The sequence below is a fragment of the Arcicella rosea genome (assembly GCF_040543805.1).
GTDB lineage: Bacteria > Bacteroidota > Bacteroidia > Cytophagales > Spirosomataceae > Arcicella > Arcicella rosea.
Genome location: NZ_JBEUMS010000010.1, coordinates 183,346 through 208,300, shown reverse-complemented (window position 1 = coordinate 208,300; position 24,955 = coordinate 183,346). Strand labels below are relative to the sequence as shown.

The 24,955-nt window shown below is 37.2% G+C and carries 19 protein-coding genes; 4 read left to right on the top strand and 15 right to left on the bottom strand.

Features of this window, described 5'->3' with window-relative positions; all coding sequences use genetic code 11:
* Window positions 1–5: 5 nt before the first annotated feature.
* Both ABID42_RS14675 and rbsK read right to left on the bottom strand, forming a co-directional pair.
* Window positions 6–1,571, bottom strand: a complete 1,566-nt coding sequence (locus tag ABID42_RS14675; RefSeq protein ID WP_367284294.1) for an ADP-ribosylglycohydrolase family protein — start codon at window positions 1,569–1,571, stop codon at window positions 6–8.
* A 67-nt stretch (window positions 1,572–1,638) separates the two neighbouring features.
* Window positions 1,639–2,544: a ribokinase gene (gene rbsK / locus ABID42_RS14670; RefSeq protein ID WP_367284293.1), complete on the bottom strand. Its 906-nt coding sequence runs from the start codon at window positions 2,542–2,544 to the stop codon at window positions 1,639–1,641.
* A 228-nt stretch (window positions 2,545–2,772) separates the two neighbouring features.
* Here rbsK and ABID42_RS14665 point away from each other — a divergent pair, with 228 nt between their 5' ends.
* Entirely contained in the window at window positions 2,773–4,179 is a 1,407-nt protein-coding gene (locus ABID42_RS14665) for a hypothetical protein (protein ID WP_367284292.1), read from the top strand.
* Window positions 4,180–4,191: 12 nt separating this feature from the next.
* On the opposite strand, the gene ABID42_RS14660 is transcribed toward ABID42_RS14665, so the two are convergent.
* Genes ABID42_RS14660 through ABID42_RS14650 form a run of 3 tightly spaced genes read right to left on the bottom strand, consistent with a single transcriptional unit; the run spans window position 4,192 to window position 7,986 of the window.
* Window positions 4,192–5,001: a sugar phosphate isomerase/epimerase family protein gene (locus ABID42_RS14660; protein WP_367284291.1), complete on the bottom strand. Its 810-nt coding sequence runs from the start codon at window positions 4,999–5,001 to the stop codon at window positions 4,192–4,194.
* Window positions 5,002–5,044: 43 nt separating this feature from the next.
* Complete coding sequence (locus ABID42_RS14655; protein ID WP_367284290.1) at window positions 5,045–5,881, bottom strand: phytanoyl-CoA dioxygenase family protein; 837 nt, start codon at window positions 5,879–5,881, stop codon at window positions 5,045–5,047.
* Between the two features lie 23 nt (window positions 5,882–5,904).
* Entirely contained in the window at window positions 5,905–7,986 is a 2,082-nt protein-coding gene (locus ABID42_RS14650) for a glycoside hydrolase family 36 protein (RefSeq protein WP_367284289.1), read from the bottom strand.
* 241 nt (window positions 7,987–8,227) lie between these two features.
* Between ABID42_RS14650 and ABID42_RS14645 the strand changes: the two genes are divergently transcribed.
* Window positions 8,228–9,109: an AraC family transcriptional regulator gene (locus ABID42_RS14645; RefSeq protein ID WP_367284288.1), complete on the top strand. Its 882-nt coding sequence runs from the start codon at window positions 8,228–8,230 to the stop codon at window positions 9,107–9,109.
* A gap of 5 nt (window positions 9,110–9,114) precedes the next feature.
* Here the strand turns inward: ABID42_RS14645 and ABID42_RS14640 are convergent, their stop codons facing one another.
* Genes ABID42_RS14640 through ABID42_RS14630 form a run of 3 tightly spaced genes read right to left on the bottom strand, consistent with a single transcriptional unit; the run spans window position 9,115 to window position 12,678 of the window.
* A complete protein-coding gene (locus ABID42_RS14640) occupies window positions 9,115–10,308 on the bottom strand; it encodes a Gfo/Idh/MocA family protein (protein WP_367284287.1) in 1,194 nt (397 codons plus the stop codon).
* Between the two features lie 15 nt (window positions 10,309–10,323).
* Complete coding sequence (locus ABID42_RS14635; RefSeq protein WP_367284286.1) at window positions 10,324–11,712, bottom strand: Gfo/Idh/MocA family protein; 1,389 nt, start codon at window positions 11,710–11,712, stop codon at window positions 10,324–10,326.
* 42 nt (window positions 11,713–11,754) lie between these two features.
* Window positions 11,755–12,678: a sugar phosphate isomerase/epimerase family protein gene (locus tag ABID42_RS14630; RefSeq protein WP_367284285.1), complete on the bottom strand. Its 924-nt coding sequence runs from the start codon at window positions 12,676–12,678 to the stop codon at window positions 11,755–11,757.
* A 110-nt stretch (window positions 12,679–12,788) separates the two neighbouring features.
* Between ABID42_RS14630 and ABID42_RS14625 the strand changes: the two genes are divergently transcribed.
* Window positions 12,789–13,673 carry an AraC family transcriptional regulator gene (locus ABID42_RS14625; protein ID WP_367284284.1) on the top strand — a complete coding sequence of 295 codons (885 nt, stop codon included), beginning with the start codon at window positions 12,789–12,791 and terminating at the stop codon, window positions 13,671–13,673.
* Between the two features lie 38 nt (window positions 13,674–13,711).
* Here ABID42_RS14625 and ABID42_RS14620 read toward each other — a convergent pair whose 3' ends face one another.
* The 7 genes from ABID42_RS14620 to ABID42_RS14590 form a co-directional block, all read right to left on the bottom strand.
* Window positions 13,712–13,912, bottom strand: coding sequence for a hypothetical protein (locus ABID42_RS14620; RefSeq protein ID WP_367284283.1), 201 nt, complete (start codon window positions 13,910–13,912; stop codon window positions 13,712–13,714).
* Window positions 13,909–15,222: a GH39 family glycosyl hydrolase gene (locus ABID42_RS14615; RefSeq protein WP_367284282.1), complete on the bottom strand. Its 1,314-nt coding sequence runs from the start codon at window positions 15,220–15,222 to the stop codon at window positions 13,909–13,911. The genes ABID42_RS14620 and ABID42_RS14615 overlap by 4 nt, the downstream gene beginning before the upstream one ends.
* A gap of 97 nt (window positions 15,223–15,319) precedes the next feature.
* Window positions 15,320–16,618: an acetylxylan esterase gene (locus tag ABID42_RS14610; RefSeq protein WP_367284281.1), complete on the bottom strand. Its 1,299-nt coding sequence runs from the start codon at window positions 16,616–16,618 to the stop codon at window positions 15,320–15,322.
* A 191-nt stretch (window positions 16,619–16,809) separates the two neighbouring features.
* Window positions 16,810–17,133 carry a hypothetical protein gene (locus ABID42_RS14605; RefSeq protein WP_367284280.1) on the bottom strand — a complete coding sequence of 108 codons (324 nt, stop codon included), beginning with the start codon at window positions 17,131–17,133 and terminating at the stop codon, window positions 16,810–16,812.
* A gap of 998 nt (window positions 17,134–18,131) precedes the next feature.
* A complete protein-coding gene (locus ABID42_RS14600; protein ID WP_367284279.1) occupies window positions 18,132–19,496 on the bottom strand; it encodes a RagB/SusD family nutrient uptake outer membrane protein in 1,365 nt (454 codons plus the stop codon).
* Window positions 19,497–19,518: 22 nt separating this feature from the next.
* Window positions 19,519–22,740 (bottom strand): SusC/RagA family TonB-linked outer membrane protein, encoded by a 3,222-nt coding sequence (locus ABID42_RS14595; RefSeq protein ID WP_367284278.1) that lies wholly within the window; start codon window positions 22,738–22,740, stop codon window positions 19,519–19,521.
* Between the two features lie 13 nt (window positions 22,741–22,753).
* Entirely contained in the window at window positions 22,754–24,103 is a 1,350-nt protein-coding gene (locus ABID42_RS14590) for a TlpA family protein disulfide reductase (protein ID WP_367284277.1), read from the bottom strand.
* Between the two features lie 475 nt (window positions 24,104–24,578).
* On the opposite strand from ABID42_RS14590, the gene ABID42_RS14585 reads away from it, so the two are divergent.
* On the top strand, window positions 24,579–24,812 hold the full coding sequence (locus tag ABID42_RS14585; protein ID WP_367284276.1) for a helix-turn-helix domain-containing protein: 234 nt from the start codon (window positions 24,579–24,581) through the stop codon (window positions 24,810–24,812).
* The last annotated feature ends 143 nt before the right edge of the window (window positions 24,813–24,955 follow it).

The following is a 24,955-nucleotide window of genomic DNA, read 5'->3' as shown; positions in this document are numbered from 1 at the left end:
GTGGTTTATTGTTTGGGTTTGATAGGCTGACCAAATCTAAATACATTTTCATTGGCTGTACTATTGGGCTGATCGCTATAAATTAAAATATCTGTTATCCTACAATCGTGGTCAGCAGAAGGATTCAATAATTTTAAGGATATTGTATGTTTTCCTTTTGGAAGTTTGTATTTCCATGTTAACTCATGTCTTCTGGTAGTAAATGAAGTGGGTAGTTTTGCCGTTTCAAACAATTTGCCGTCGATATATACTTCCATATCAAAAACATAAGTACTGGTTGATGCCCACTTCGCTGTTTCGCCTTTTACAACAAAGCCTGTTCCCTCAAAATCAAAAGAATATTCTTTTTTCAATGAGCTGTAAACATACTTTCTATCGATAGGATAAGTGTTGTCAAAACTTTTTTCAAATGGTACTGCTACTGGAATTTGTACTGGAATCGTTACAGATTCTTTTAGAACTTTTCCTCCATTGCGTTCAATATTTAAAAGAGCATGTTTGTATCCAACTTCATAAACCTTGTTCAAAGACGTAGAAGTATATTTAAAGTCGATGTCTTCCGCTTCTTTCAAGCCCATTTTCCAATAAGCTGGAATAGCATCGTAGCCCAATATTGTTCCTAAAATTCCTCCTGCCGAAGACGGATTGCAATCAGCGTCTTGTCCACAACGAGTAGTGATTTCCATCGTTTTAGTAAAATCTCCATTACCATACAATAACCCTACTACTACATAAGCAGAATTAATGGTAGCATCAATATTAAAAGGTGCAAATACGCCATCTGGACAACCTACATCTTGTGACCATTTATTTTGAATTTCGTACCAAGTTCTTTTCCAGTCGTTCGGATACATTTTATGCCATTTAATAACATCCGCAATACATTTATAATAATTGCTCTCTTTAGGAACAGTTTTTAAGGCTTCCTGAACCACATAGCGAACATCTTTTGAGACAAAAGCCAACGCATAACAAGCCCCTAAATAAACACCGCCGTAATAGCCATCACCATAATTCATTATATGTCCGATTTTATCAGAAATTTTAGAAGCAGTATTTGGCATGGCAGGAGACATTAAGCCTGCAAAATCGCATTCAATTTGATAGTCTATACAGTCAGCATGTGGGTTGTTCTCCCAATAACCTGATTGTGGGGGCATGATTCCGTTCAAAATGTTGCTTCGCCCTACTTGATTAGCGTGCCAAAGTGCATAGCCTGCGTTGGCATAAGCCTTCGCATGAGAATTCACTGGGGCATCAAGACCTTCTTTTTCAAAAACCTCTACAAAGGTTAAATCCATGTATAAATCATCATAAAGTCCAGGATTTTCTAGCATCATTTTTTTGAGATACCCATCATACCAAGGCACAGGCTGATATTCGTTGATGATTGTCCCATTGTATTTGAATTCCATCGGCCCTCCGAAGGTTACGCCAATGGTTTGTCCAGCCCAACCGCCCTTTATTTTATTTTTAAGGTCTTTCTGAGAGATGGTAATTGTTTTTGTGTTCTGAGCAATGCTACAGCATGCTGTAGAAAGTAAAGCAATCAATAATAGTATTTTTTTCATGTGTATCAATCAGATTTTCAATAGTTTTATGTTTAAAATAATGACAAAAAAGCCAACAGTAATAACGTTAACTCACCATTAATTCCTTGCGATATGGAATAGAAGATTGCGCTCCCATCTTTTTGACCGAGGCTGCTGCTGCTTTGCAAGCAAACTGTACAGCTTCTTTCAACGACATTTTTTCAAATAAGCCTACTGCCAAAGCACCATTAAAACAATCTCCAGCGGCAGTTGTATCAACAGCTTCTACTTTTACCGAAGCGACCATTCCTTCAAACTCATCAGATAAAATATACGCTCCTTTTGAGCCACGTGTAATCACTACATTCTTCACTCCTTTTTCTCTGAGAATATTAGCGGCTTTTCGGAGTCCGTCTTCATTGACAACAGATATTCCTGTAAGGATTTCTGCCTCTGTTTCGTTAGGGGTAATTACTGTTAAGTATTTTAAAATGTCTTCTTTAAGCGGAGTGGCTGGAGCAGGGTTTAGGATAATGGTCGCTTCGGTTTGATGAAATTTATTAACCACATATTCCACCGTTTCAAGGGGAGTTTCTAGCTGCATCAATATTAAATCATCCTTTTCAAATATTGCACTGGCTTTGTCTATATTGGCGGGTGATAGAAAAGCATTTGCCCCAGGAGCAACCGTAATGCTATTTTCTCCTTGCATATCTACGTTAATTAAGGCAACACCCGAAGGTTGTTCTGCATCAGTAAATACAAAATCTGTTTGGATGCCTTCTTTTTCAAATTGTTGTAAAGCCATTTTCCCAAAAACATCATTGCCAACTTTACAGATAAAAACCGTCGGACAGCCCAATCTAGCAGATGTAACGGCTTGATTGGCTCCTTTTCCTCCTGGGTTCATCAAAAATTTTCCACCCATCACTGTTTCCCCAGGCAAGGGTAATTTTGGTGCTTTTATCACCATATCTGTATTTGAACTACCAATTATAATAATCTTACTCATTTATATTCTTTTTTTTATACAAAAATACCTTTTATTAATTCAATTAAAAGTAGAATTTTTATCATTTTTAGTTATGGCTAAAATTAATATTATTAACCTTTATTTGTATTTTTAGCAATTTAAATGAAATAATAATTCTATAATATCAATATGGCTAAGTCTGAACTCTTACTTTTATATAAATTAATACAATCTTTATCAAAAGCAGAGAAAAGGTATTTCAGGTTAATGACACAAATACAAGAAGGGGCTAAAACTTTTATGCAACTTTATGATATTCTGGATAGTTGTTCAAATTTTGAAGAAGAAGTGACTCAACGAGTAGCCAATGAACTCACCTCAAAATCTATAGAACCAGCAAGAAAGTATTTGTATGCTAATATTTTAAAAAGTCTGCGATTATTTGAAGAGGAAAATTCACTTGAAAGTCAGCTTTTGAATATGATTCAGGAATGTAAAATTCTGTTCAACAAAGGACATATTGATTTGTATAATAAGCGATTAGCCAAGGCGATTCAACTTGCTGTTAAACATGATAAACATCTTTTCTACTTATTACTCAGCAAATTAGAACTACAAAACTTGGTGAGTTTACAGTTTTCAGACATCACGGAGACGGAACTTATACGTAAGCAAGAACAATTCAAAGCCTTGTTAAAACAGGAAAATATCCATCACGAGCAAGCCATGCTTTATGAAATACTTTGGTTTAGGTATCTTAAAAATGGGATGGTCAGAAGTTCAATTGATATTGAAAAGCTCAATGATTTATTGTTGGAAGAAAGTCAGGTTTTACAGCAATCAAGACAAAAAACATTTGAGTCAAAACGATTGCACTTACAATTTCAATCTACTTACTTTTTAGCAGTAGGCAATTCAAAAGGAAGCATCGCTATTTTTTATGAATTGATAGCTTTATTTGAGCAACATCAAACGCTTTGGATAGACAACCCAATGTATTACATCTATTGCATTGAAGGTATTTTAACCGATTTAAGAGCCATGGAAAAATGGGAAGAGATGGCTTTTTTCATAGAGAAACTCCAAAAGATTCCTGCGCTTAACGAAAGTACCAGATACTATTTACATGTGCTTATTTTTTCATATCAAGTTAATCTTTATAACGATTTAGAGGAAACCCATCAAGCACTTGCATGGGTAAACAGCCAGCTAAACGAAATACAAAAAAGCATAGGGCAAGTACCCGACAAGCTTCAAATAAAAGCTTATTATACCTTGGCGAGGCTTTATTATTTTACAAGAGATTATACAGTAGCACTACAATATGTCAATGAGATTCTAGCTGTTTTTCAAGAAGACCTCGGTACATCATTGTATGCTGAAATCAGGATATTAAATTTATTGATTCATCATCGTTTGGGTAATTTTGATTACTTGAGTTATGATTTGGTATCGCTAGAACGAAAATTGAAAATCGAAAAGAAATACCATGCCCTTGAAAAAGTAATCATTCAAGTGTTCAGAAATGTATTTACATTGAATAGTCGTTCTCAAAAATTATGGAACACGTTTAACGACCTCTCAAAAATGCCTTATCATCAACCCATTATCAAAAATCTAAAATTAGATAAATGGGTATATCGTCAATTGTTTGAGAAGCATCGAAACGAATAAGTCTATCCTCGATTAAGCGTTATATCTCTTTTTCAATAAATTCATCATAAATACATTAATCTCCCATTGGTTCGCTACAGGCATCTGGGTATAAGGCAATACAGGCATGTAAGTAGCTGGGCCGAATTCTGTAGTGACAGTAAGCTGTGTACCTTGTTGTCGATGCGTTGCTACAACTTTGTCCCACCAAGATAAATGTGTTTGTAGTACTTCCTCCCATTCTGGAGCACGTGGGTCATTTACCTGTGGGCCTTCTGGGTGACCGACTCTACTATGAATATGATTAGCATGAGCAATTGCCTTGGCTACAGCGTCCTGCTGATCAGCTAATAATGACTCGTGAACGTTGCACCAATGAGAAATATCTAAACAAATCCTCAAAGCTGGGATTTGATTTAGATATTCCTGTGTAATGTGGGCAGCAAAAAGACTTTTGCCTCGATGAGTTTCATGAATAATTTTAATGCCTGTTTCCTCAGAAATCCTACTGGCTAGCTCAAATAACTGCTTGTTTTGTTCAAAAGTAAAGTAGTCTTTTCCAGTTTGACAGTTAATGAAAATAGGCTTAGCCGAAATAAGGTTTCTCAAATACTTTTCATAGTTATGAGCATGTTCGCCTAAATCTTTTTCATGAGATTGCCAATATTGACCGATAAGCTCAAGGTCAAAATCATTTAAGGTAGCCAGTATTTCAGCTTTTTCTTTTTCGTCAAAAGGTAAAGCCATTTCTACACCATCGTATCCTGCAGTCTTTACATTTTGACAAAAAGTTTGAAAAGGAAGTACATTGCCCCACTGAGGAGCATAAAATTTAATATTCATGAGTTAGGGTTTACACGTTACTGCCGTTAATTTAGTATTATATTTACTTCAAAGCAACATCCGCTTCTTTTACTAAAAATTCCGCTTCGTCTTCTCTTAATCCTGAAGTTTGCCAAGTTAGCAGTGCTTCATCTGGCACAATATCAATCGGAGTAATGCTAGAATTAGAAGAAGCCGAATCGTTATAAGGAATATTAGACGCACGATTGTAACAAGAAATCATAGACCAACGAGGTTTATCAGAAAGGTTAGCTTCTGAGCGATGTAAAAGGTTACTATGGAAAAGTAATACATCTCCTCCTTGTAACTCCACATAGATTAATTCCATCGTTTTTAGGGCTAAATCCACATATCTCTGTGATGCACCTACTTGCTCCCCCGAAAAGCCATGTTCTACTCTCCCCATTTTGTGCGAGCCTTTGATAACCTGTAAACAACCATTTTCTTGATTCGCATCCGTAATAGCAACCATTACCGACATCATTTGGTCAGGCAATAAAAACTCATTTTTATACCAATAACCATAGTCTTGGTGCCATTCCCAAGCCCCGCCTACTCGTGGTTCTTTTTGCATCAATTTAGAATGAAAATGACAAACAGAAGCATCTCCATCAAGTAATTTATCTACTGTATTAATCAAACTGCTACCTCTGGTTAGCAATCCATATACATCATCTCCAGGCTTATACCATAACGAAAGCTTACTTCTTTTTCCTGAACTATCATTCACATTAATAGCATTTTTACTCATTATGCTATCCTCTATGGCTATTTGATATAGTTTTGAAACTTCCTCTTGGTTAAAGAAACCTTTTAGAATCAAGTATCCATCTTGATTGTATTGCTCTATCTGAGCAGCCGTTAATGATTGTTTTCCCATGTTCTTATTTTTTTAATGTTCCTTTATTGCTTAATTACTTCAAATAGTTCTCCGTTATATTTTTCATTGATTTTCACCTTAAATCCAATAGAGGATAATTGGCTCCCTGTCATCTGGATGATTTTCTTGCCAGAAATTGCTTGTTTGATAAGGTAGGTTTTGTCAGGTTGTAAGGATGTGATGAATATTTGTCTTTCACTTTCCAAACTTCCATGCTTAAATACCCCAATTATTCCTCCTGATTTTGTTTCTGTATTAATGCGCTGAAATCCATCCCATTGCCCTTCTTTAGGTTCCCCCAAACCTGCTAAATCTTGCCTGTAACTCATGATTTGATGTTTGTTTTCCATCAATTGCAACCAATCTGCATAGGTTCTATACTTCTTAAAATCTGGAGCTGATAGTTTTCTTGGGTCACCTAACATAATGGGTAAAGCACCTGCAAGCGATTTTATGTGCATTTCCCAACCTGCATCTTGCATTTCGGGATTTCCGATAACTAATGCTGTTGCTGGAATAGCAGGCGAACGCCACCAAGCCATATTTCTTACTCTTAAATCGACGTTTTCCTGTGGCGGACCGTAAAAATTAGAGAGCCAATTTCCTTCTGCATGTTTCAACATGGCATAATCTATCAATTGTAAACCACCCATGGTTTCAAAGGTACAGTCGATAAATAGGGTTGGCTTGGTCGCATGCAATTCGTCAAAAAGCTTCCAAACACGTTCATAGTTTACATAAAATGATTCGTGTTGATCTTTATGATTAGCATGATTGGTAGCGTAACAGCCTGTATTTTTATGACCAAATCTGTATGGACTGGTAACAACCGTAAAGTCGAGTTTTAAATATTCTAGTCCGTATTCTAAGGACAGTTTCATCAAAACGTTTTTGATATAATCGTACCAACCCGTACTAAAGCAAGCTGTTCGCATTTTTAAATCATTCTCATGCAAATTGGCAGGCTGTTGGTTTTCATCCAATACAAACCATTCTGGATGTTCTTGATACACTTTGCTATCTGGCGAAGCACTACCGACACTTACCCATAAACCGGGTTTCATTCCTAACGATTTGATATAATCGAACACAGGTTTTAAGCCATTAGGAAATTTCTTCTTGTCAATAATCCAATCTCCATAGTTATCATTCCAGCCATCATCTATCACAAACTCTTTCATGCCAGCATCAGCGGCAGCCTTTGCTAATTCCATGACCAATTTCTCATTAATATCTTTGCGAAAAGGCATCCAAGTATTATACACAAAAGTTGGTTTTTGTGATAATTCAGAAAGGCGTGTGCCTAAATGTTTTCGCACAAAGTCTGGTACAGCCGTGTTAAGTATTTCGTCAGGGTCTTTATGATTATTATATACCATCGTAAAGACTTGTGGGGACTCAAAGCTTTCTCCTTGCTGAAGGTGTTTTCTGAAAGGAAACTGTGTATCTTTATGAGTTAAGCCACTACAAATAGTAGGCTCTTGCCAAAAGACAGATGTATGTTTAATTACACCAGCAGCTTCATTACCAATGACCATCCCCTGTTGCCAATCGCTATTATGTACTGTTAGCAAGGCATCTTGCATATTGCCATCATAAGGACCAATAGAACGTCTTCTTCCATAATCATGGCAAATCCAACTAAAGGTTGTGGCAAAATATCCTGTAATGTTAAATTTCTCAACATCTATAGATTCTAAAGAAACACTTTTGTTTGATAAATTCTTAATGACCAAATTTTTACGAATCACAGGTAAGTTAGGGTACAACAAATATTTAATGGTAAGTTCAATTTGTTTATCGTCACTTAGCAACTTGACTGCTACTCCCTCGCCTTGCTTAGTGTCTGTAATTTTTTGGATACCTGCTAAAGTCCAATTGTCTGTTCCTGCATAAACTTTATTATTAACCTCAAATTGAAACTCTGGATTAACCTTTTCAAAGTACCTAAATTCTCCCACTACGGGTTTATAAGTAGTAGTCCCAAAACTGCCTGATAATACAGGTAATTTTATATTTCTCTGGACAAATCCATTGTTTAATACCAATTCATCAGTAGTCCACTTTGCATAAGATTGTTGTGCTTTTACAAAGCTTGTGCTCAAAACATTAAATAGTATAATTACTATCAAGATAGTAGTTTTAAGTATATAGTAATGAACACAATAAGTGTTTTTGATTCGCTGAAGGCTGTATTTACTTAAATCCATTTCGTATTTTTGTATGTAATATTTTTTATATTTTATTGATACAAAATTCGTTTTTTCAAAGAAATAATAACTAAACAATTTTATTAATTACATGGATTATTTTACTTTTATAAAAATTGAATAATACAATATATTTATGCAAAAAAGTAGAGGCTTTGAAGGAGAATTAATTATAGAAATTCCTACCCTAGCAATTAATAAAAGTAGAGCATTGCCCTTAATTCATTCGCTTTATATTACCCGTATGGGGTTTTATCCCAAAGCACTACACCATTATTACCAACGTCCGTTGGGTATTTCAAAAGTCATTTTGATTTACTGTACGCATGGAAAAGGACGCATTCAGATTCAAAATAAAATAATCAGTATTTCGGCTGGAGAAATATTTGTTATCCCTAAAAATGTACCTCATTCTTACGTAGCTGATGCTCAGAATCCTTGGACAATTTATTGGTTTCATCTCGACGGAAATAATGTCAATGATGTTGTAAAGGCTATTATGAATGATAGTGTCGAAAGCGTTCAAGTTGGTTTTTCCAATGAGCGTAATGACTTATTCAAACAAATTTCAAATACCTTGTTAAAAGGTTATAGTGCTAATAATCTGCTGTTTGCCAATCTTTCGCTATCTTATTATTTATCTACTTTTATTACGACAGAACATTTTCAGCGAGTAAACGACACTCATCCCGTGATTAGTTCTACCGACAAAGCCATTAAGTTTATGCAAGAAAATCTTGCTAATACGCTTACCCTTGAAGAAATTGCTCAGTCTGCCCATCTTTCTATCTCCTTTTTCTCTAAAAAATTCAAAGAAGATACTGGCTATGCACCCATTGAGTATTTCAATCATTTAAGGATTCAGAAAGCTTGTCAACTACTTCATTTTACGGCTTTGCGTATCAATGAAGTAGCTTCAGCAATTGGAATCGACGACCCATTTTATTTTTCAAGGTTATTCAAACAACAAATGGGTGTTTCGCCTGTTCAGTACCGTAAAGGCGAAACCAACAGCTGATATATTTAAGTTAACGTTGATATTTCTACAATCTCGCCCGTCGTTTTTTTCTTTAGAATCACTTTTTTATCTCCATTAGGAAGCAGCTCCTCTTTTACTAACCAATGCTCATTGTCATATTCTTTGTAAACAGAAGGTTTTGTTTGTCCAGTCAATCCTCGCCAGATAGGGAGTTGCACGGTTTCCCATTGCTTGCTTTTTGCAGAGATAAAAGCCGCATCTAAAATGGCATTTACTACATATCCGTCATAAAAAGTTTCCTGTGGCTCACGTTGATTTTCAATGGCATCAAACATATCTGTAAACATATTTGGGTATCCCAACTCGTGGGCTTCGTCGCCTACAGGAAATAACCAACCATTATTTACTTCCGCTTTTTCAGCTACATAGCCTGCTCCTTTGCCTGTGCTAAAAACTTCAAAACCTGTGCGTAAAAAACTATTGAGCCAAATAGAACCTTCTGTACCGACTACCTCGTCTCGTAAATCCATACCCCCTCTGAAAGTCCAGCTTACCTCAAACTGACCAATCGCTCCGTTTTCAAATTTTACTAGCCCAATAGCATGGTCTTCGGCTTCAATTGGGTGTACTTGAGTATCAGCCCAACACATTACTTCAATGGGTTTTATATCTTTCCCAATAAAATTTCTACTGATTTCTACACAGTGACAAGCTAAATCGATAATTGCTCCGCCACCAGATTTTTCTTTGTCCCAGAACCAATCACTATGTGGACCAGGATGTGCTTCCCTTGATTTTGTCCAGAGTACTCTACCAATGCTACCTTGCTGTACGCTAGCTACTGATTTTAAGAATTTGGGCGTATAGCATAAATCTTCAAGATAGCCTGCAAAAATACCTGCATCTTCTACTAAATGTAACATTCGTTCGGCCTCGGCTGCTGTTCTGCCCAAAGGTTTGGTACATAAAACGTGTTTTTTAGCTTTAGCACAGGCACTTACGGCTATTTCATGCAAATGATTAGGCAATGAAATTAGCACAACATCTACTTCTGGATGGTTGATGGCTTCTTCCATATTATCAGTAAAATGCTGTAAATGATAATCTTCTGCAAAGCGTTTTGCTTTGTCGATATTACGAGAATACACCGTATAAATAAAGTCTTTTCTTCTTTGGGCATGCAGTGAAGTAGCATAAAAGCGAGCAATAAAACCCGACCCCAACATGGCAATTTTCATGAGCTAAATAGTTATTTAAGATAATTTCATTTTCTCGGCATCCCAATTCAATGCTTTGTTTTTTTCAGCACTAATATTACAAGCGATAGATGGTCCTGCTGTTCTTAGTCCAAAAGTGGCATCCTCTAAAACAGGTATATTCGACCGTATTCCATTAAAAAAGCAAATCATGTGATCCACTCTGTCGTCATAATTGGCAGGTGCTGTAAATTCAATGGTCTTTCCCATGTCAAAACCTCCCATGGTATTGCCATACTTTTCTTTGTACCATTTTTTATAGTCTTCTTTTTGTTGAGCAGAAAAACTATCGAAAGAATCATATCCTCCGAAACCAGGGGCTGCGCTTCTTTTCAATGTTCTTACTTTAAAGTCGTTCCAACCAACTTCTATTGAACCTTCTGTTCCAATGAGTTTTATGCCAAAACCATTTTTTCCTTCACCACTTGCCAAATTAATACGTGTGTATAATTGAAAAGAAGATAGCGTAGGTGTTTGAGGATAAGCCATAAATGAGTTGATTAAATCATAGGCATCTCTTCCATCTTTCCAATAGTTTACTTCTCCTAATGCAAATATCTTATTTGGACCTATTGAACCTGTGATGGTGTGTAAGCCTGTCAGTAAATGAACAACTAAATCGCCAGCAGAGCCAGTACCATAATCTTTAAAATTTCGCCATCTGAAAAAACGCTCTGCACTGAAAGGAACTTTAGGTGCATTGCCTAAAAACTTATCAAAATCAATGGTTTCTGGCGAAGCATCTGTCGGAATAGAATACTGCCATGCCCCTTTGGCATCGGTTCTATCACAATAAGCCTCTACATAACTCAACTCGCCAATTACTCCTTTTTCAAAGTGTTTTTTGGCTTCTAGAACAGCTAAACTACTTGCCCTTTGGCTCCCAACCAGAAAAACCTTTCCTGTTTTCTTTTGAGTTTCAATAATAGCATGTCCATCTTCTATTTTCTGAATCATTGGTTTTTCACAATACACATGTTTGCCCGCATTCATCGCATCAATCGCTATTTTTTGGTGCCAATGGTCTGGTGTACAAATCAATACGGCATCGATATCTTTTCTGGCTAATATTTCTCTGTAATCTTTGGTGGTGAAAATGCCATTACCCCATTTTTCCTTGGCTCTATCTAAGCGACCAGTGTATAAATCACAAACAGCTACTAATTCCACCCCATCAACTTTAAGGGCGGCATCCGTATCGTAATGTCCAATAATGCCCGAACCAATTAACCCAATTCTGATTTTATCATTAGCACTAATTTTAGTAGAAGGAATCAGTTTTCTGTGTAGTACTTCTTCATGAGCATTTACACCAGTAGTGCCAATGGATATTGCGGCTACTGAGCCACCCATGTTCTTTAAAAATTTTCTTCTTGAATTTTCCATTTTGTTAAATAAAAGGTTTTCTAAATTGAATAATGTTAAACGCTATCCTAAGAATGTTTCTTTAACGGCCGAAAGTCCTTTTATATGAGCACTGACGACATCCATAGTATTGGGCGAGTTGGGTTCTAAACATTGTTCTATCACAATGTGTGGATGGATATTCATTTTCGTGAGTTCATTGGCTAATCTGGTATAATCAATATCACCTTGAGCGGTAAATGTTTCTGCCCATACACCGCCAATAGATTGTCTGATATGTAGCTCAGCTATTCTTTTTCCATATAGCTTCAAGACATCGAATACGGCGACTTCTGAGTTGTCGGAGCCTCTGTAAACCCAGTGTACATCAAAACAAAAAGAAACATTTTGAGGAGTGGTATTTAGCAGTATATGATGAAATTCTCTGGCACCTGCTTTTAGCTCGACGTCATGGGTGTGATAAGCCAATGTTAAACCTCTTTGTCTCAGTTCCTTGCCCAATGTTTCCATTGCCTGTGCTTGAAGATTCAACTGTGCATCATTTTTCAATTCGTTTGAACCCCATTTTATCGGACTTGGGTTGGTTACAATAATTTTTGTTCCATAGTTTTTAACTACATCTGCAATGGCTATTATCGTATTGATAGAGGTTTTGATTGCCTCTTTTTCGTGTAAAACACTATTGACATAAATAGAAGGCAATGCGATATCGTATTTATTAAGTACAGGAATTAATTGTTGAGCCATTGCTGGACTTTCAATATTTGGCTCATACGCTTTTATGCCTGTTTTGACAAACTCAGAAAAATTTTGTTCTAGATTATCACCCCATTTTTTATGAGCTCTATTATAGAAAGTAATCCAATTATAGCTGTTACAGGAGATAGGTAAATGATGATGGCTACGATTTGCCAAAGCCGTTGATGCTATGGAAATAGCGGGTATAAAAGCTAAAAAATTACGCCTGTTTAATACATTTTTTTTCATACTTAATAAGTAGGATAATACCGTTTTAGGTTATTAACATAAATTAATACACAAAAAAACAATGAATAATATTATATTGCCACTATAAAATAACTTTTACCGATACTATTTTGACCAATTTAAAAATATCTAAGCATGCAGTCTTCCAAAAGCTTCCTTTAGCCACAGGAAGTTCGTTTATTATTGGCCGTTATGAGTCGCCAAATTTTGAAACGCCTTGGCATTTTCATAAAGAGTATGAACTGGTTTATTGCGAAAAAGGCTTTGGAAAGAAATTTATTGGGGATAATTTCTCATCTTATCAAGAAGGAGAAGTGGCATTTATTGGTAAAAATGTACCTCATTTATTCAAGGCTGACGATTGTTTTTATCAAGACGATAATCCGATAAAACCTTGCTCCATAGTGATTCAGTTTTCAGAAGATTTTTTAGGAGGAGATTTTTTCAATAGTGCTGAAATGACAAACATGAAAAAAGTACTGCTATTATCGATGAATGGTTTGCTTGTGTTGGGAGGAGCTAAAGAAAAAATCAAGCAAATCATGATAGAGATGCTTAACCTAGGGAATGTCGGGCGACTTAGTAAGCTTATCGAAATCTTTGATATTCTTTCAAATGGACAAGAATTACAGCCTATTTCGGTAAATACTATTAGTGGTATCAATATCAATGATAGTTTAAAAATGAATAAAGTGTTGGAATACGCTTTGTTACATTTTAAAGATGACATTTCTATCACAGAAGTTGCTGGAATAAGTAATCTTTCAGAATCAGCTTTTTGTAGGTATTTTAAATCTCGTACACAAAAAACTTTTTTGAGTTTTGTTATCGAAATGCGCCTCACTGAAAGTTGTAGACTCTTGCAAGAAACCAATAAATCTATCCTTGAAATTTGCTATGAATGTGGATTTAAAAATCTGTCTAATTTCAATCGCCTATTTCGAAAACAGTTCAACCAAAACCCGATGGAATATAGGAAACAAACTGGAAGATGATTAGAATCTATCATTCATAAAAGGTTCTAATCAATAAACTATTTTTTAAGGCTAATCAAGGATTTATCGGCAATCAATATCGGGGCATCATACACTGGAAGATTATTAAAAACGTATTTATCCCCTATCTTTTGCCACTGATTATCAGGTATTTCATAAACTAACCCTGTAAGAATATCTACATAAACAGGTTGTTCAAAATTACCATTGAGGATAGTGAAATTTACATTTTTTGTCAAATTGGAATAATTGGAATAGCTTCATCTAGCCAGATGGTGAATACTTGCTTTTTAGATTGCGTATGTTCATAGCCATATACTGCCAAACTCCTGTCGGTGCCCTTATTATACTTTACTTCATCTGCTTTTAATGGAGTTTCGATATTATGAGTAGTTGCTAAATTTTTAATTCTTTGGAGGGTATTATCAAAAACAGAAGCAACATTTTGCATCGCATAATATGCTATTTTAGGACGAATAACCCTGTTTAGAGAATCTGCTTCTAAAATACCTTTCACATTCTTTTTATTAATAGGCCCGTTCATTACTCTGTAATTCATCTCGACAATTCCTAAAATACTCGATTCTATATCATGTCCTAAATCTCCTAACATTCTACGTACATTCCATTTGGCTTGTGAAACTTCAGTCCAATCATAGTCTCCCAATGCCCCACGTCCATATCCACTTGACGAAGGCGCACCATTTTCGCCTTGACGTAGTTTGACATTCGGGGCATATTTATCTAAACTCTGTTTCAATGCTGCCACATGAGCATAATTAGCATCAGGATTATAGACATAATCATGGTAAGTCATATTATCAAAAAGACTCATTTTCCCTTTTTGATAGATTGTTTTGAAAAAAACATCAGCATATTTTAAATCAATATGCCCCATTGCCAAGCCTGATATTTTAGCCTTTGGCTGATGTTTTTTGATAATCTCTGCCGTTCTAATATTCAATTCAGCTACTTTCTCAGGAAGGTTGATTTCATTATCTCCAAAATTTGGCTCATTCCAAATTTCCCAGTCGCTTACTTTTTCTTTATAACGCACCACTAAGGCTTCAACCCACTTATCCCATGCTTCTAGTGCTTCGGGCGAAGTAGGTATTCCTGCACTCAAATTAATGCCACCGCCACCTTGATATATTGGGTTACCATATGATGTCTCTAACCACGGTTGAAACCCCTGTTTGTGGGCATCGTCAATAATTTTATCCAGCCATTGCCAATCATATTTACCTTTTACTTTTTCGGTTTTCGCCCAACCAGCTTGCATTCTTAATCGTTTGATGCCCAAAGGAGCGATATACGCCTTGTACTGATCATAGTCAGCCATATCTCGGTCAAGGGTTTCACAGCCAATAATCCAATTTGAAGAGGCTATTTCCTGTGTACTCCTAGGTCTTAATACTCCCTTTTTTATGAATGATATTTTCAACTCAGGCATGATGTTATGCTTAGATGTCTCTATGTTCTGAGCATCTACAGCAACCACATTACCCATCAAACAACATACTATCAGCAAACGATTGAAGATATTCATAAAAGTTTTTTACTTTATTAAACATGAACGTATGGAAGTCAGTATTATGAGAGAATACTGACTTCATCACACTGTTGAAAATCCTAGAAGCTATATTTTACTTTCCTTTTAGCTTTTCCTGTAACCAATTATTCATTTTTTCTCCCTGTTCTGGATAAGTCCAGTGACCAGTATCGAGGGCTAAGAATAACTCTTTGGGTGCAGTAATTACATTGTAGGCTGCATACATAGATGTTGGTGGGCAGGTTTCGTCATTAAACCCCCATGAATACATCCCAGGCACTTTTACTCTGCGTGCAAAATTCACTACATCATAATACCCGACTGTCGCTATTTTTTCTTTAGTTTCATTATAGGCTCTACCCAATTTATCAAAATAGTGTGGCCATCCTCCTGCTCTGCCTTTTAAATAACCTGTTACATCTGCCAAGGCTGGATAAAATGCCCCTAGCCATTTTACCCTGCTATCTAACGCTGCCGTTACGATGGATAAAGCTCCCCCTTGACTACCGCCTGTAACAGCTAGGTTTGAACCATCATATTGTGGAAGACTTGTTAAAAAATCGTTGGCTCTGACACACCCCATATAAACCCTTTTATAGAAAAAACGATTTTTGTCATCAAGGTTATAATTAGGATAACCATTCAAAATACCAGCTCCCAAATCGGTGTAAACAGATGGTTCCATCGTAACAGGAATACCATGAATCCCTATTTGAAAAGTAATGATTCCCTTTTCTGCATTATTAATATCACCTCCATAAGGACGGACACCAGCCCCCGGCACTTGCAACAAAGCAGGATATTTTCCTTCTTTTTTAGGAACACACAATATGCCGTAAAGCCTTGCCCCTATTTTGAAGTTTTGAAGATTAACATGATATACATTTACCTTTTCTGTACACCGTTCTGGTAACAATGTCATTTTAGCATCTATCGGAATTTTCGCTAGTTCATCTTTCGCTTCTCGCCAGAAAGTATCAAAATCAGCAGGATTTTCAACGGTTGGACTGATAGTCAAGGGTTCAAAAGCGGCTGTACTTAGATTTCTGTATTCTTTTCCATCAATTTCTGCAATAGCAACACAACGGAGAAAACCTGAGATTGTCATCGTTCCTCCATCAATAATTTGCGAGCCTGTGGCCAAACTAATAGCTTCTTTCTTAGAAGGTTCTTGCTTCTCAGGGCCTATTTCATACCTTACTTTTGCATCTTTTACCAAATTCCCGTTTTTAAAAACAGCAATGGTAAATTTTACTTTTTCTCCTAGCTTATAGGTCCAATCGGCGTGGTCGGCAGCCACTAAAACTTTTACAAACTTCTCTGTAGGTTGCGAGAAAGCTATGGGTAAACACAAAGCCCAAATAAGGGTCAATAAAGCGAGTTTTTTGAACATAGGAATTGTTTCTTTTTTAGAGCTAAAGATATATTTCATTGAAATATACTTGTTATTTCAATGTATACCGATACAGCGCAAAGCTATTTATCTCAGGCAAGTTGAAAACAATATTTCCTTCTTCAAGCACCCGACTTTCAAATGATTTACCTTGTCCTGCTAGCTATTGCGACCTAGACCTACTCTATCTCCTACTCCGAATTATCAGAATAACTAATGATTTCAGTGCATTTATTGACAGCCCCTTTATCTTTTAATCTTCCTTCAAATAAGTAATTGATTAAGCCTTCAAATGACTTTCCTTTTTGCTGACAACTACTATCACGATTGTACTTATCTAAGATTGTATCAATATTTCCTAGCGGTAAATTCACTTGTTTAATCATTCTTTCTGTGCCATGAATATGAGTAAGTTTTAAGCGTTGATTAATATTATTGACAATACCTATCAATTGTTTTTGGGGAGGTTTCTCTTCTTTTGTAAACTGATATTGAACCTTCCACTTGAGTATCATCGAACGAATGTAGGCTGCTCTTGATATTTTTAAGCCTGCTCTTTTTGTTTAATCTCTTCAAATTATATCTGGGTTAACCTTGCTGGGATAAGGCGTCTTCTAAGCTAAATCGTCCTGATTGTTTTGGCTTCTTTATTTCCATAGGTTTTGATATTTTAGCTTGATGTGCAAAATTATTTCTTCTGTAAAAGTGCTTGCACGCCAGTTTATGTATACATAATCTCCATCTTGCTTCACTACTCAAGTAGTGAAAAAATATTTAACCCTTTACTAAATCAATACTCCTATCTCAATTCCTTAATCTTACACTAATTTTATACTAATTGTTCATAAATTTTACATTAACTACCTTGTTTACACTAATCTGATAATAATCTTACACTATTTTGACATAAATTTTACATTATTAATCTTTTTGCTCGAATTCGTATAAATATCATATAATCATCTCAATTTTAGGTGATAAACCAGGTAAATTAGCTGTTAATAAAACAACGATCCAAGCCCTTTTTTCTAGCTTAGTAGCTACAAGGTTTACAATACTGCCAACTATATTCTCTCAGTATTTACACTATTCTTACTTCATTAAAATAAAAAATCTTTCTCTCAATTACTGGTTGTTACTTCCAAGTATTTCTTTGATGTCTTGGGTATTTTCTGCCTAAGTATTCATTTTCTTTATGTAGAATATATGTTCTAACTTTACAGTGATGATAAGCTTATACGGCTGTATATTAATACATAATATTTTGTACTTTTCCGATAATGCTAAAAATATTAAACCATGTCGATACCCTTAAATATATCCACCATTCTACATGGTAAAACAGTAGAGTCAGAACGATTAGCATTTTAAAAATTTGGAATCCAACTGCTATCATAAGAACTGTTGGAACATTTGCTAATGATTTTGAAAATTTAGGACGTGGATATATTGTTGTAGGTGTTGAAGAAGATAAGGGTCGGTGCTTCTATAATTGAAGCACCGGGTATCATATTTATCTTACATTTTGAGCAATACCCCCCAGATTAATCACATTATCAGGAATAGGCCAAGTGTACAGTTTTTCATGCTCAGGAGCCAACTCATATTTTTTAGTTCCTAGCGAACGAACAAGGATATAACCCATTTCCTTTCGCAGTCGCCTCAAATCACTCCATCTTACCCCTCTGAATAGTAAGCTTTTTCTTCTTTGATTCAGAATTTCAGTCAGGATATTCTTGGTATTAGCCACCGTCATGGCTTGATAAGTACCTGTTTTGTATCTCTTGATTAAAAGCGTATTAAGCGCCTGCAAGGCATCCTCATGATTCCCCAGCCTCTCACTACATTCCGCCCTGATAAGCATTAGCTCATCAAGCGCAGGGAAAGGATTAAACGTATCATAACCATTATACGACCCTTTAAAAGTATAGTCGTTGTTAGCTTTTAAAAAATACACCGGGAATCTTAAATCATTAGCCTCGTAAGAAGCCAGCAAGGTTGGATTCACTTTCAGGTAAGAAAAGAACACCTGAATTTCCAGCATCACATTAAACATAGGCTGTTCCACATTCCCAAAGGAATAAAGAGGGAATGGAAAACTTAACCTGCTGTCCACTTTATTATAATCCATTAATTCATCAGAGATTGCTAGACATTGATTAGCATACTGCTTAGCAAGGGCATACTCCTTCATCTGTAAATAGATACGAGCTAAAAGTGCCAGCGTAGCCTGCTTAGAAGGACGAGTCTTTTCTTTGGGTAATACAGGAAGCAAAGTCAACGCCTCAGCAAGGTCATGGAGTATTTGTTGGTAAGTAGCCTCTATACTTACTCTAACATTAGATTGATTAATATCAGAAGACAACCTAATCGGAATCCCCATTTTTTGACTAGCAGTTTCCTTTTCATAGTCATCACAGAAAATCTGAGCCAGTTGAAAGAACTGCCATGCCCTCCAGAACAAAGCAGTCCCCCTAATCCTGTTGTACTGTTCCATATTCTTGTCGTTTGGTTGTATCTTACTAAGCCCCTCCAATACGATATTGCTGTACAAGACCTTCGTGTAAGCATTATTCCACCCCGGACACTGCTGACCTTCATAAATATCGACAGCCCACACATAGCCATTCTTTTGATAAGGGTTAGTGAGTGAATTCCATTCTGTCTCATTCAAGTAGTAATCATCCGTGCCAATTTCCCCCATGATGAGCACAGCAGTAGTATTCATGACAGTCATGTTATCCATTAAGGCATCCATATCCTTTAATGAAGCAGGAACTGCCAGCCTGCTATCGGGTTTAACCTCCAAAAAATCAGTATGGCAGGAAACCGATACCCAGCATAGCAAGCCAGCGATGATTGTATAAAGTCTTTTCATATTTGTATGCGTTTTAGTATAGTTAAAGGTCAATTTTAAAGCCCAAAGAATAAGTTCTGATAGGAGGGTAGTCTGAGGTAGGGAAATCTGGATCCAGCCCTTGTTTATTCGCTCGCCATAGTATGCCAATATTATTTACATACATAAAAACCGAAATATTGCTGAGACCTAGTTGAGGCGCAGAAAACTTATAACTAAGATTGATGTCTTTCAACCTAAGATGCGCTCCGTTTTCAATAAGCGTTTCATTATTAAGATAGATATTCTCTCTGGTGGTATTAGCTCGCATGCTGAGCGCTGGGACAGTAGTATGTAATTCATCTCCTGGAGCCTTCCACCTTAACAAGTAATCCTTGTGCCCATTCCCATAGTTGATTAGGTTAGTATAATTGATACTGCTTCTTCTAAAATTGTATCCAGCCTTGTAAACAACATTGACGCTAAGGCTTAGTCCCTTCCACGTCAGCGTGTTTCTAACACTCCCAAAATGTTGAGGTACAGTTACCCCCATTTCTTGAAGACTAGCCGTTTGCAATGAGGACCAATAGGCAGCATAGTTCTCATTCAATTCGTTATTGGAATACACTAGCATTGCCCCTGTGGCAGGATTTAAGCCATACCAAGGCAAGGCATAGATTACATCCGCAGACTTTCCTTCTCTGGCTGGAGCCCTTGCAGCATTTGATACGGGGAAAAAAGACTGGATAGCAGGTGATTCTGTCCCACTATACTTAGTAATCCTATTTTTTGTCCAGCTCGCCAGTAGTACAGCAGACCATTTGAGCTTACCCTTAGTAATGAGCCCACTGATTTCCAAATCCATTCCCTTGGTAAGCATGTTGGCAGCATTAATCCGACTATCAATATTAGTGATTCCTCCCAGTCCTATTGAAAAGATTCCAGAGGTCGGATCTAGATAATCATAGCCAATCAGGTCACTACCAGCTTTTTGATAGTACTCCAAACTACCCCGAATGCTGCCATTCAGGAAAGAAAAGTCAAGGGCAGTATTCCAGACGCTTACCTTTTCCCACCTTAAAGATGGATTACCTATGCTTAGAAGCTGAGCAGAAGGTAAGTTAGTCACCGTACCGATACTGTTAGTAATACTTGGCATGGTACTTACCTGCTTATTAATATTACCATTAACCCCGTAAGTCGCTCTAAGCTTTAGCACGTCAATCGTATTACTTGAGGCTGAGGTCAAGTACTCCTGCTTGAGGTTCCATAATCCACCCACAGACCAGAGTGGAACACCTTTTTGATTCGTAGCTACCCCAAATATATTGGAAGCATCCCACCGACTGCTTAGTGTAAGGGTATACTTTTGATCAAACGTGTAGGCAGCATTGGCAAAATAAGAGATAAACCGGTCAGTGAAATGCTGGACATCAGCAATGGTATTGGGGATTCTGCTGGCAGACCTCGGTCGCAGGGGATAGCTAGTTTCATAATTGAGATAAGGTGAACTAGTCAATGTCTGATTGTCATAGCCGTATAATAAGTAACCAGGCCCCGCTGTTGATTGATCCTCCCTGATTTCAGCCCCAGCCAGTGCATCGAGTTGGTGTTGTTGCTGGAGTGATTTATGATAGTTAAATTGCAGACGACCATAATGACTCTTGCCAGAAGATCTTGAACCAGATAAGATTCCTCCCAGAGGAATGACACTCGTGCCATTAGGCTGAGTGAAGCGGTTAATAAGGTCTCTGACATAGTACGTTTCAGGCGCATAATAATTACGAACTTCCCCAGTAGCACTTCTGAATTGGTATTTAAGGTCAAGGGCTAAATCAGACAACAACGAGTATCGCAAGCCAGTGTTCATTCTTATCTCGTTATTGTTGGAGGTATTATCAGCTAAATTAAGTTCCTCCAAGGGTTTAAAAGCCCAGTTTAATAAGCCAGTAGCTGTTGCCGCATCAATGTAGGTTTGACGGTATTTGTAGGGGATGGCTGCTGGCAATCCATCTTCATCTATCAAAGCAGTATAAGATTGCAATGCCCCGCCTTCTCTAGGAATAAGGGCTGATGGCTGGAGTCCATTGTTTTTGTAAGCCTGAAGGACATAGTACAAGCTACTAAAGACCTCCAGTTTTTTACCCAATCTATAGTTTAGTTGATTATTGAGTGTTACCCTTGAAGAGCTAAACCCGACGTTTGCGGTAAGGTTTTTATCAAATCCAACCGATGTGACATATTTCAGGTCATTATTACCCCCTGAAATGTTCAGCGAATATTGTTGATTGAGAGAAGTTTGATACAAGTATTTCAGCATGTCTTTTCTTACATCTTTGGTGGCCAAAAGTTTTAGTTGTCGTTCCATCTCCACATGACTAATCCTTCCTTGCTGACCAGCAATTTGGAGTTCAATAGCAGGAGAGAGCAAAGTCCAGTTATTTTGTTGGAAGCCACCATTTTGAAAACGTAAGCGTTGAAAGTCAATGAGGTCTTGGGCATTCAAAAAGGCAGGATTATAGAATAGGTTAGGTTTATCAGCCGAGGTAAAGTTAGACTGTAAACTAACCGCTGTTTTTTTATTGTACTTGCCTTGCTTGGTGGTAATGACGATTACGCCATTTCCAGCCCGAACACCCCATATAGAAGTAGCGGCTGCATCTTTCAGGATGGTGATGTCTTCTACATCATTGGGATTGATGGTATTAATATCCCCCTCATAAGGAAAGTTATCGATTACGATTAAAGGAGCACTTGAGGCATGAATGGTGCTAAGCCCCCTGACTCTTAAGTCTGAGGTATTTCCGTGAGGAGATATATTGGTTCTGTAAAATTGCAGACCAGCACTTACTCCCTCTAAACGGCTCAGAATATCCGTACTGACACTTCGGTTGATGAGTTCATTATTAAGATGGATAAAAGACCCTGTGGCTCTTTCACTGCTGATTTTAGTGTATCCCGTAGAAACGATTACCTCCTGAAGTTCACTGTTTTGTATTTCCAAGCTGAGAGAGGCAGGCAATGATTTTAGGGAAACAGCAACCGGTATTTTGAGTGACTTAAAACCAATACTGCTGATTACCAGTGTATCACTGGGAAGAGTAGCGCTTATTTCAAAGAAACCATTCCTATCTGTAAGCGTCCCAGTACCTTGTTTAATGAGTCTTACGGATGCACCGGGAACCTCAATTCCATCTGAGGCTGTAATCACCCTGCTTTTTAACAGCTGGGCATATAGTGGCGAACAGTATGCCATTAACATACTTATAAAATAGACTTTTCTCATGTTGTTTAGGGGTTTAATGGTTTGAAGTATTAGCATATTTTACAACGATTACATCCATTTCCTGTGCTGTCAGTGCCAAATCAAAACCGATTTTGTTGAGGGCTCTTTTAATCGTGGGAATGGTAAGATGCTTTTTATCCAGCTGAATGGAGACCTTAGTGTCCGAAATAATCCTATCCAAGACAGGGTAAGGCTGGCTTGATAAGACCGCACTAACGTAGCTGGTTAAACGTCTTATGGATTGATTATTGAGTGTGAAGAAATCAGCATTACTAGATTCAGCAGATTCAACATTAGCAACATCAACCTTCAGGGAAGGCAAGGTAGAGGCATGTTCCAGCCGAACAATAGCATAACAGGGTATTGTTCTTTTCTCTACGACGGTCTTCACGCCTTTTTCCAGTGTTAGATAGCGGTTAATATCATCACTCATAAACTCTCGAAGTGCTTTGCGGGAAATGTTTAGCGAAGTATCCAAGCTTAACTCATAACAATACATGTATTGGTTCTGCCATCGTTGGTAGTCTTTGTCTTGCTCGTAAATACCCGTTTCCTTTCGGTAGGTGCCTAGCAACTCATGTTTAAGCGAGTCACTTACTTCCCAGACAAAGCGGTTAGTTCTACCAACAAAGGGGATGTAGGCACTGTACATCTCATAGATGAGGGTGATAAAATAAGCATTGTATAGCATGATGCTGTTTTTACCTAGGCGAATTCCTCCCACATCCACATTGATGCGTTTAGAAAAGACAGACCTCATGCGGGGATGCTCCAAAGTACCTCCGTTACCATTATAGAACAAAGGAAGATTAAAATCAAAGCTAACGGGAGGAGTGGTATGAGAAAGGACGAAATTGTCTCCTTTTAAAGCACGGTTAATATTGGTGACATTGGCATAAGCAGAGGAAGCAGACTCACCAAAAAATACTCCATTCCTAATCCATACTTGGTGGGGGAGACCGTAGTAAGGAAAGTATTGTCTTACCATGGTGTCTTCCAGCACGCTAGGAAGCCGCCAGCCTCGCTTGTTGAACAAAGGAAGCACTTTGCCAGCAGTTTCATTGGTGATGGGGATAACGACTATTTCCGAGCCAAACTTCCGCTGAAGGCTATCCAGTTTACTGAGTGATTTAATACAGGGAGCACACCAAGTAGCCCAGAAGTCTAGGATGATTAGTTTATTCTTATACTCGCTCAGGGTCAGGCTTTGTTTGCCTTGGGGGTGGTTAGCCACTTTTAGGGACAAGTTCCAAAGCTCAGGTGGGATATTGTCTCCCACCTTAAGAGCCTGAGCGGTTAGATAATGTACAGATATGTAAAAGTAAAGGCATAGCAATGCCCTTACGCAGGTTTTTGCGTTCATGGGTTTTTTATTTAGATGAATGTATTAAAACATTAAAACAATAGCGTGACCTTATACAGGTGCTTTGATGATGTTCTTGTAGCGCTGTTTAGGGCATGCGCTGACATCAAGGCCGAATACGGCCTTAACATGATTGGGATAAAAAAAGAAATGTTTCATAACTCGCACCTATTTTACGAGTCTCTTGCAGAAGGCTATAAAAAGCAATGTAGCACATGACTACGCTCTACAGTTTAGCAAGGTTCCGACGCCTTCTCAAGACTAATACAGCAGTAGCCCATGTGCTACATTGCCAAAATTACGCAAAAGTAGTCACACGGACATCAATCTACTGTCTCGGTTGAGAATCAAATTGTCGGAATTTGCTAACGAGACCTTATTTCAATGACTAAAATCAATCAAATATATGTAAAAATATTTATATTAGGACATATTTGTCCTAATATTTTTTCTTTATTATACTCAAGTTTGCTTAATGACAAAGCAATATAGAGATCAAAGATATTTAGAGAAGGTAGGTAAAAGAATTGTTACCTTAAGAGAGGGCTTGGGTATATCTCAAGAAAAACTCTCAGAGCTATCTGGCCTTGATACACGCCAAATAGGTAGAATTGAGAGAGCTGAGAATAATTCTTCCATTAGTATGGTTAAAAAGATTGCGGATGCCCTGAAAGTAAAGGTTAGCGAATTAGTAGATGTTGACTTTTAATTTGTAGAATTGTCAGGAATTATAAAGACTGGCACTAACAATACAAAAAGTACTACAAAACCTTCACATATTAGTGAGTTGTACGCAATACGTGGGATAAATTGTTAAAAAACATGCGTCAATACCATCATTAGTGGTAATTA

Bases quoted from the DNA above. Each gene is read 5' to 3' on its own strand.
- ABID42_RS14675 (WP_367284294.1), bottom strand. From the start codon at position 1,571: ATGAAAAAAATACTATTATTGATTGCTTTACTTTCTACAGCATGCTGT.
- ABID42_RS14615 (WP_367284282.1), bottom strand. From the start codon at position 15,222: ATGAATATCTTCAATCGTTTGCTGATAGTATGTTGTTTGATGGGTAAT.
- ABID42_RS14645 (WP_367284288.1), top strand. From the start codon at position 8,228: ATGCAAAAAAGTAGAGGCTTTGAAGGAGAATTAATTATAGAAATTCCT.
- ABID42_RS14610 (WP_367284281.1), bottom strand. From the start codon at position 16,618: ATGTTCAAAAAACTCGCTTTATTGACCCTTATTTGGGCTTTGTGTTTA.
- ABID42_RS14600 (WP_367284279.1), bottom strand. From the start codon at position 19,496: ATGAAAAGACTTTATACAATCATCGCTGGCTTGCTATGCTGGGTATCG.
- ABID42_RS14640 (WP_367284287.1), bottom strand. From the start codon at position 10,308: ATGAAAATTGCCATGTTGGGGTCGGGTTTTATTGCTCGCTTTTATGCT.
- ABID42_RS14630 (WP_367284285.1), bottom strand. From the start codon at position 12,678: ATGAAAAAAAATGTATTAAACAGGCGTAATTTTTTAGCTTTTATACCC.
- ABID42_RS14585 (WP_367284276.1), top strand. From the start codon at position 24,579: ATGACAAAGCAATATAGAGATCAAAGATATTTAGAGAAGGTAGGTAAA.
- ABID42_RS14655 (WP_367284290.1), bottom strand. From the start codon at position 5,881: ATGGGAAAACAATCATTAACGGCTGCTCAGATAGAGCAATACAATCAA.
- ABID42_RS14605 (WP_367284280.1), bottom strand. From the start codon at position 17,133: ATGATACTCAAGTGGAAGGTTCAATATCAGTTTACAAAAGAAGAGAAA.
- ABID42_RS14590 (WP_367284277.1), bottom strand. From the start codon at position 24,103: ATGAACGCAAAAACCTGCGTAAGGGCATTGCTATGCCTTTACTTTTAC.
- ABID42_RS14665 (WP_367284292.1), top strand. From the start codon at position 2,773: ATGACACAAATACAAGAAGGGGCTAAAACTTTTATGCAACTTTATGAT.
- ABID42_RS14635 (WP_367284286.1), bottom strand. From the start codon at position 11,712: ATGGAAAATTCAAGAAGAAAATTTTTAAAGAACATGGGTGGCTCAGTA.
- rbsK (WP_367284293.1), bottom strand. From the start codon at position 2,544: ATGAGTAAGATTATTATAATTGGTAGTTCAAATACAGATATGGTGATA.
- ABID42_RS14660 (WP_367284291.1), bottom strand. From the start codon at position 5,001: ATGAATATTAAATTTTATGCTCCTCAGTGGGGCAATGTACTTCCTTTT.
- ABID42_RS14595 (WP_367284278.1), bottom strand. From the start codon at position 22,740: ATGAGAAAAGTCTATTTTATAAGTATGTTAATGGCATACTGTTCGCCA.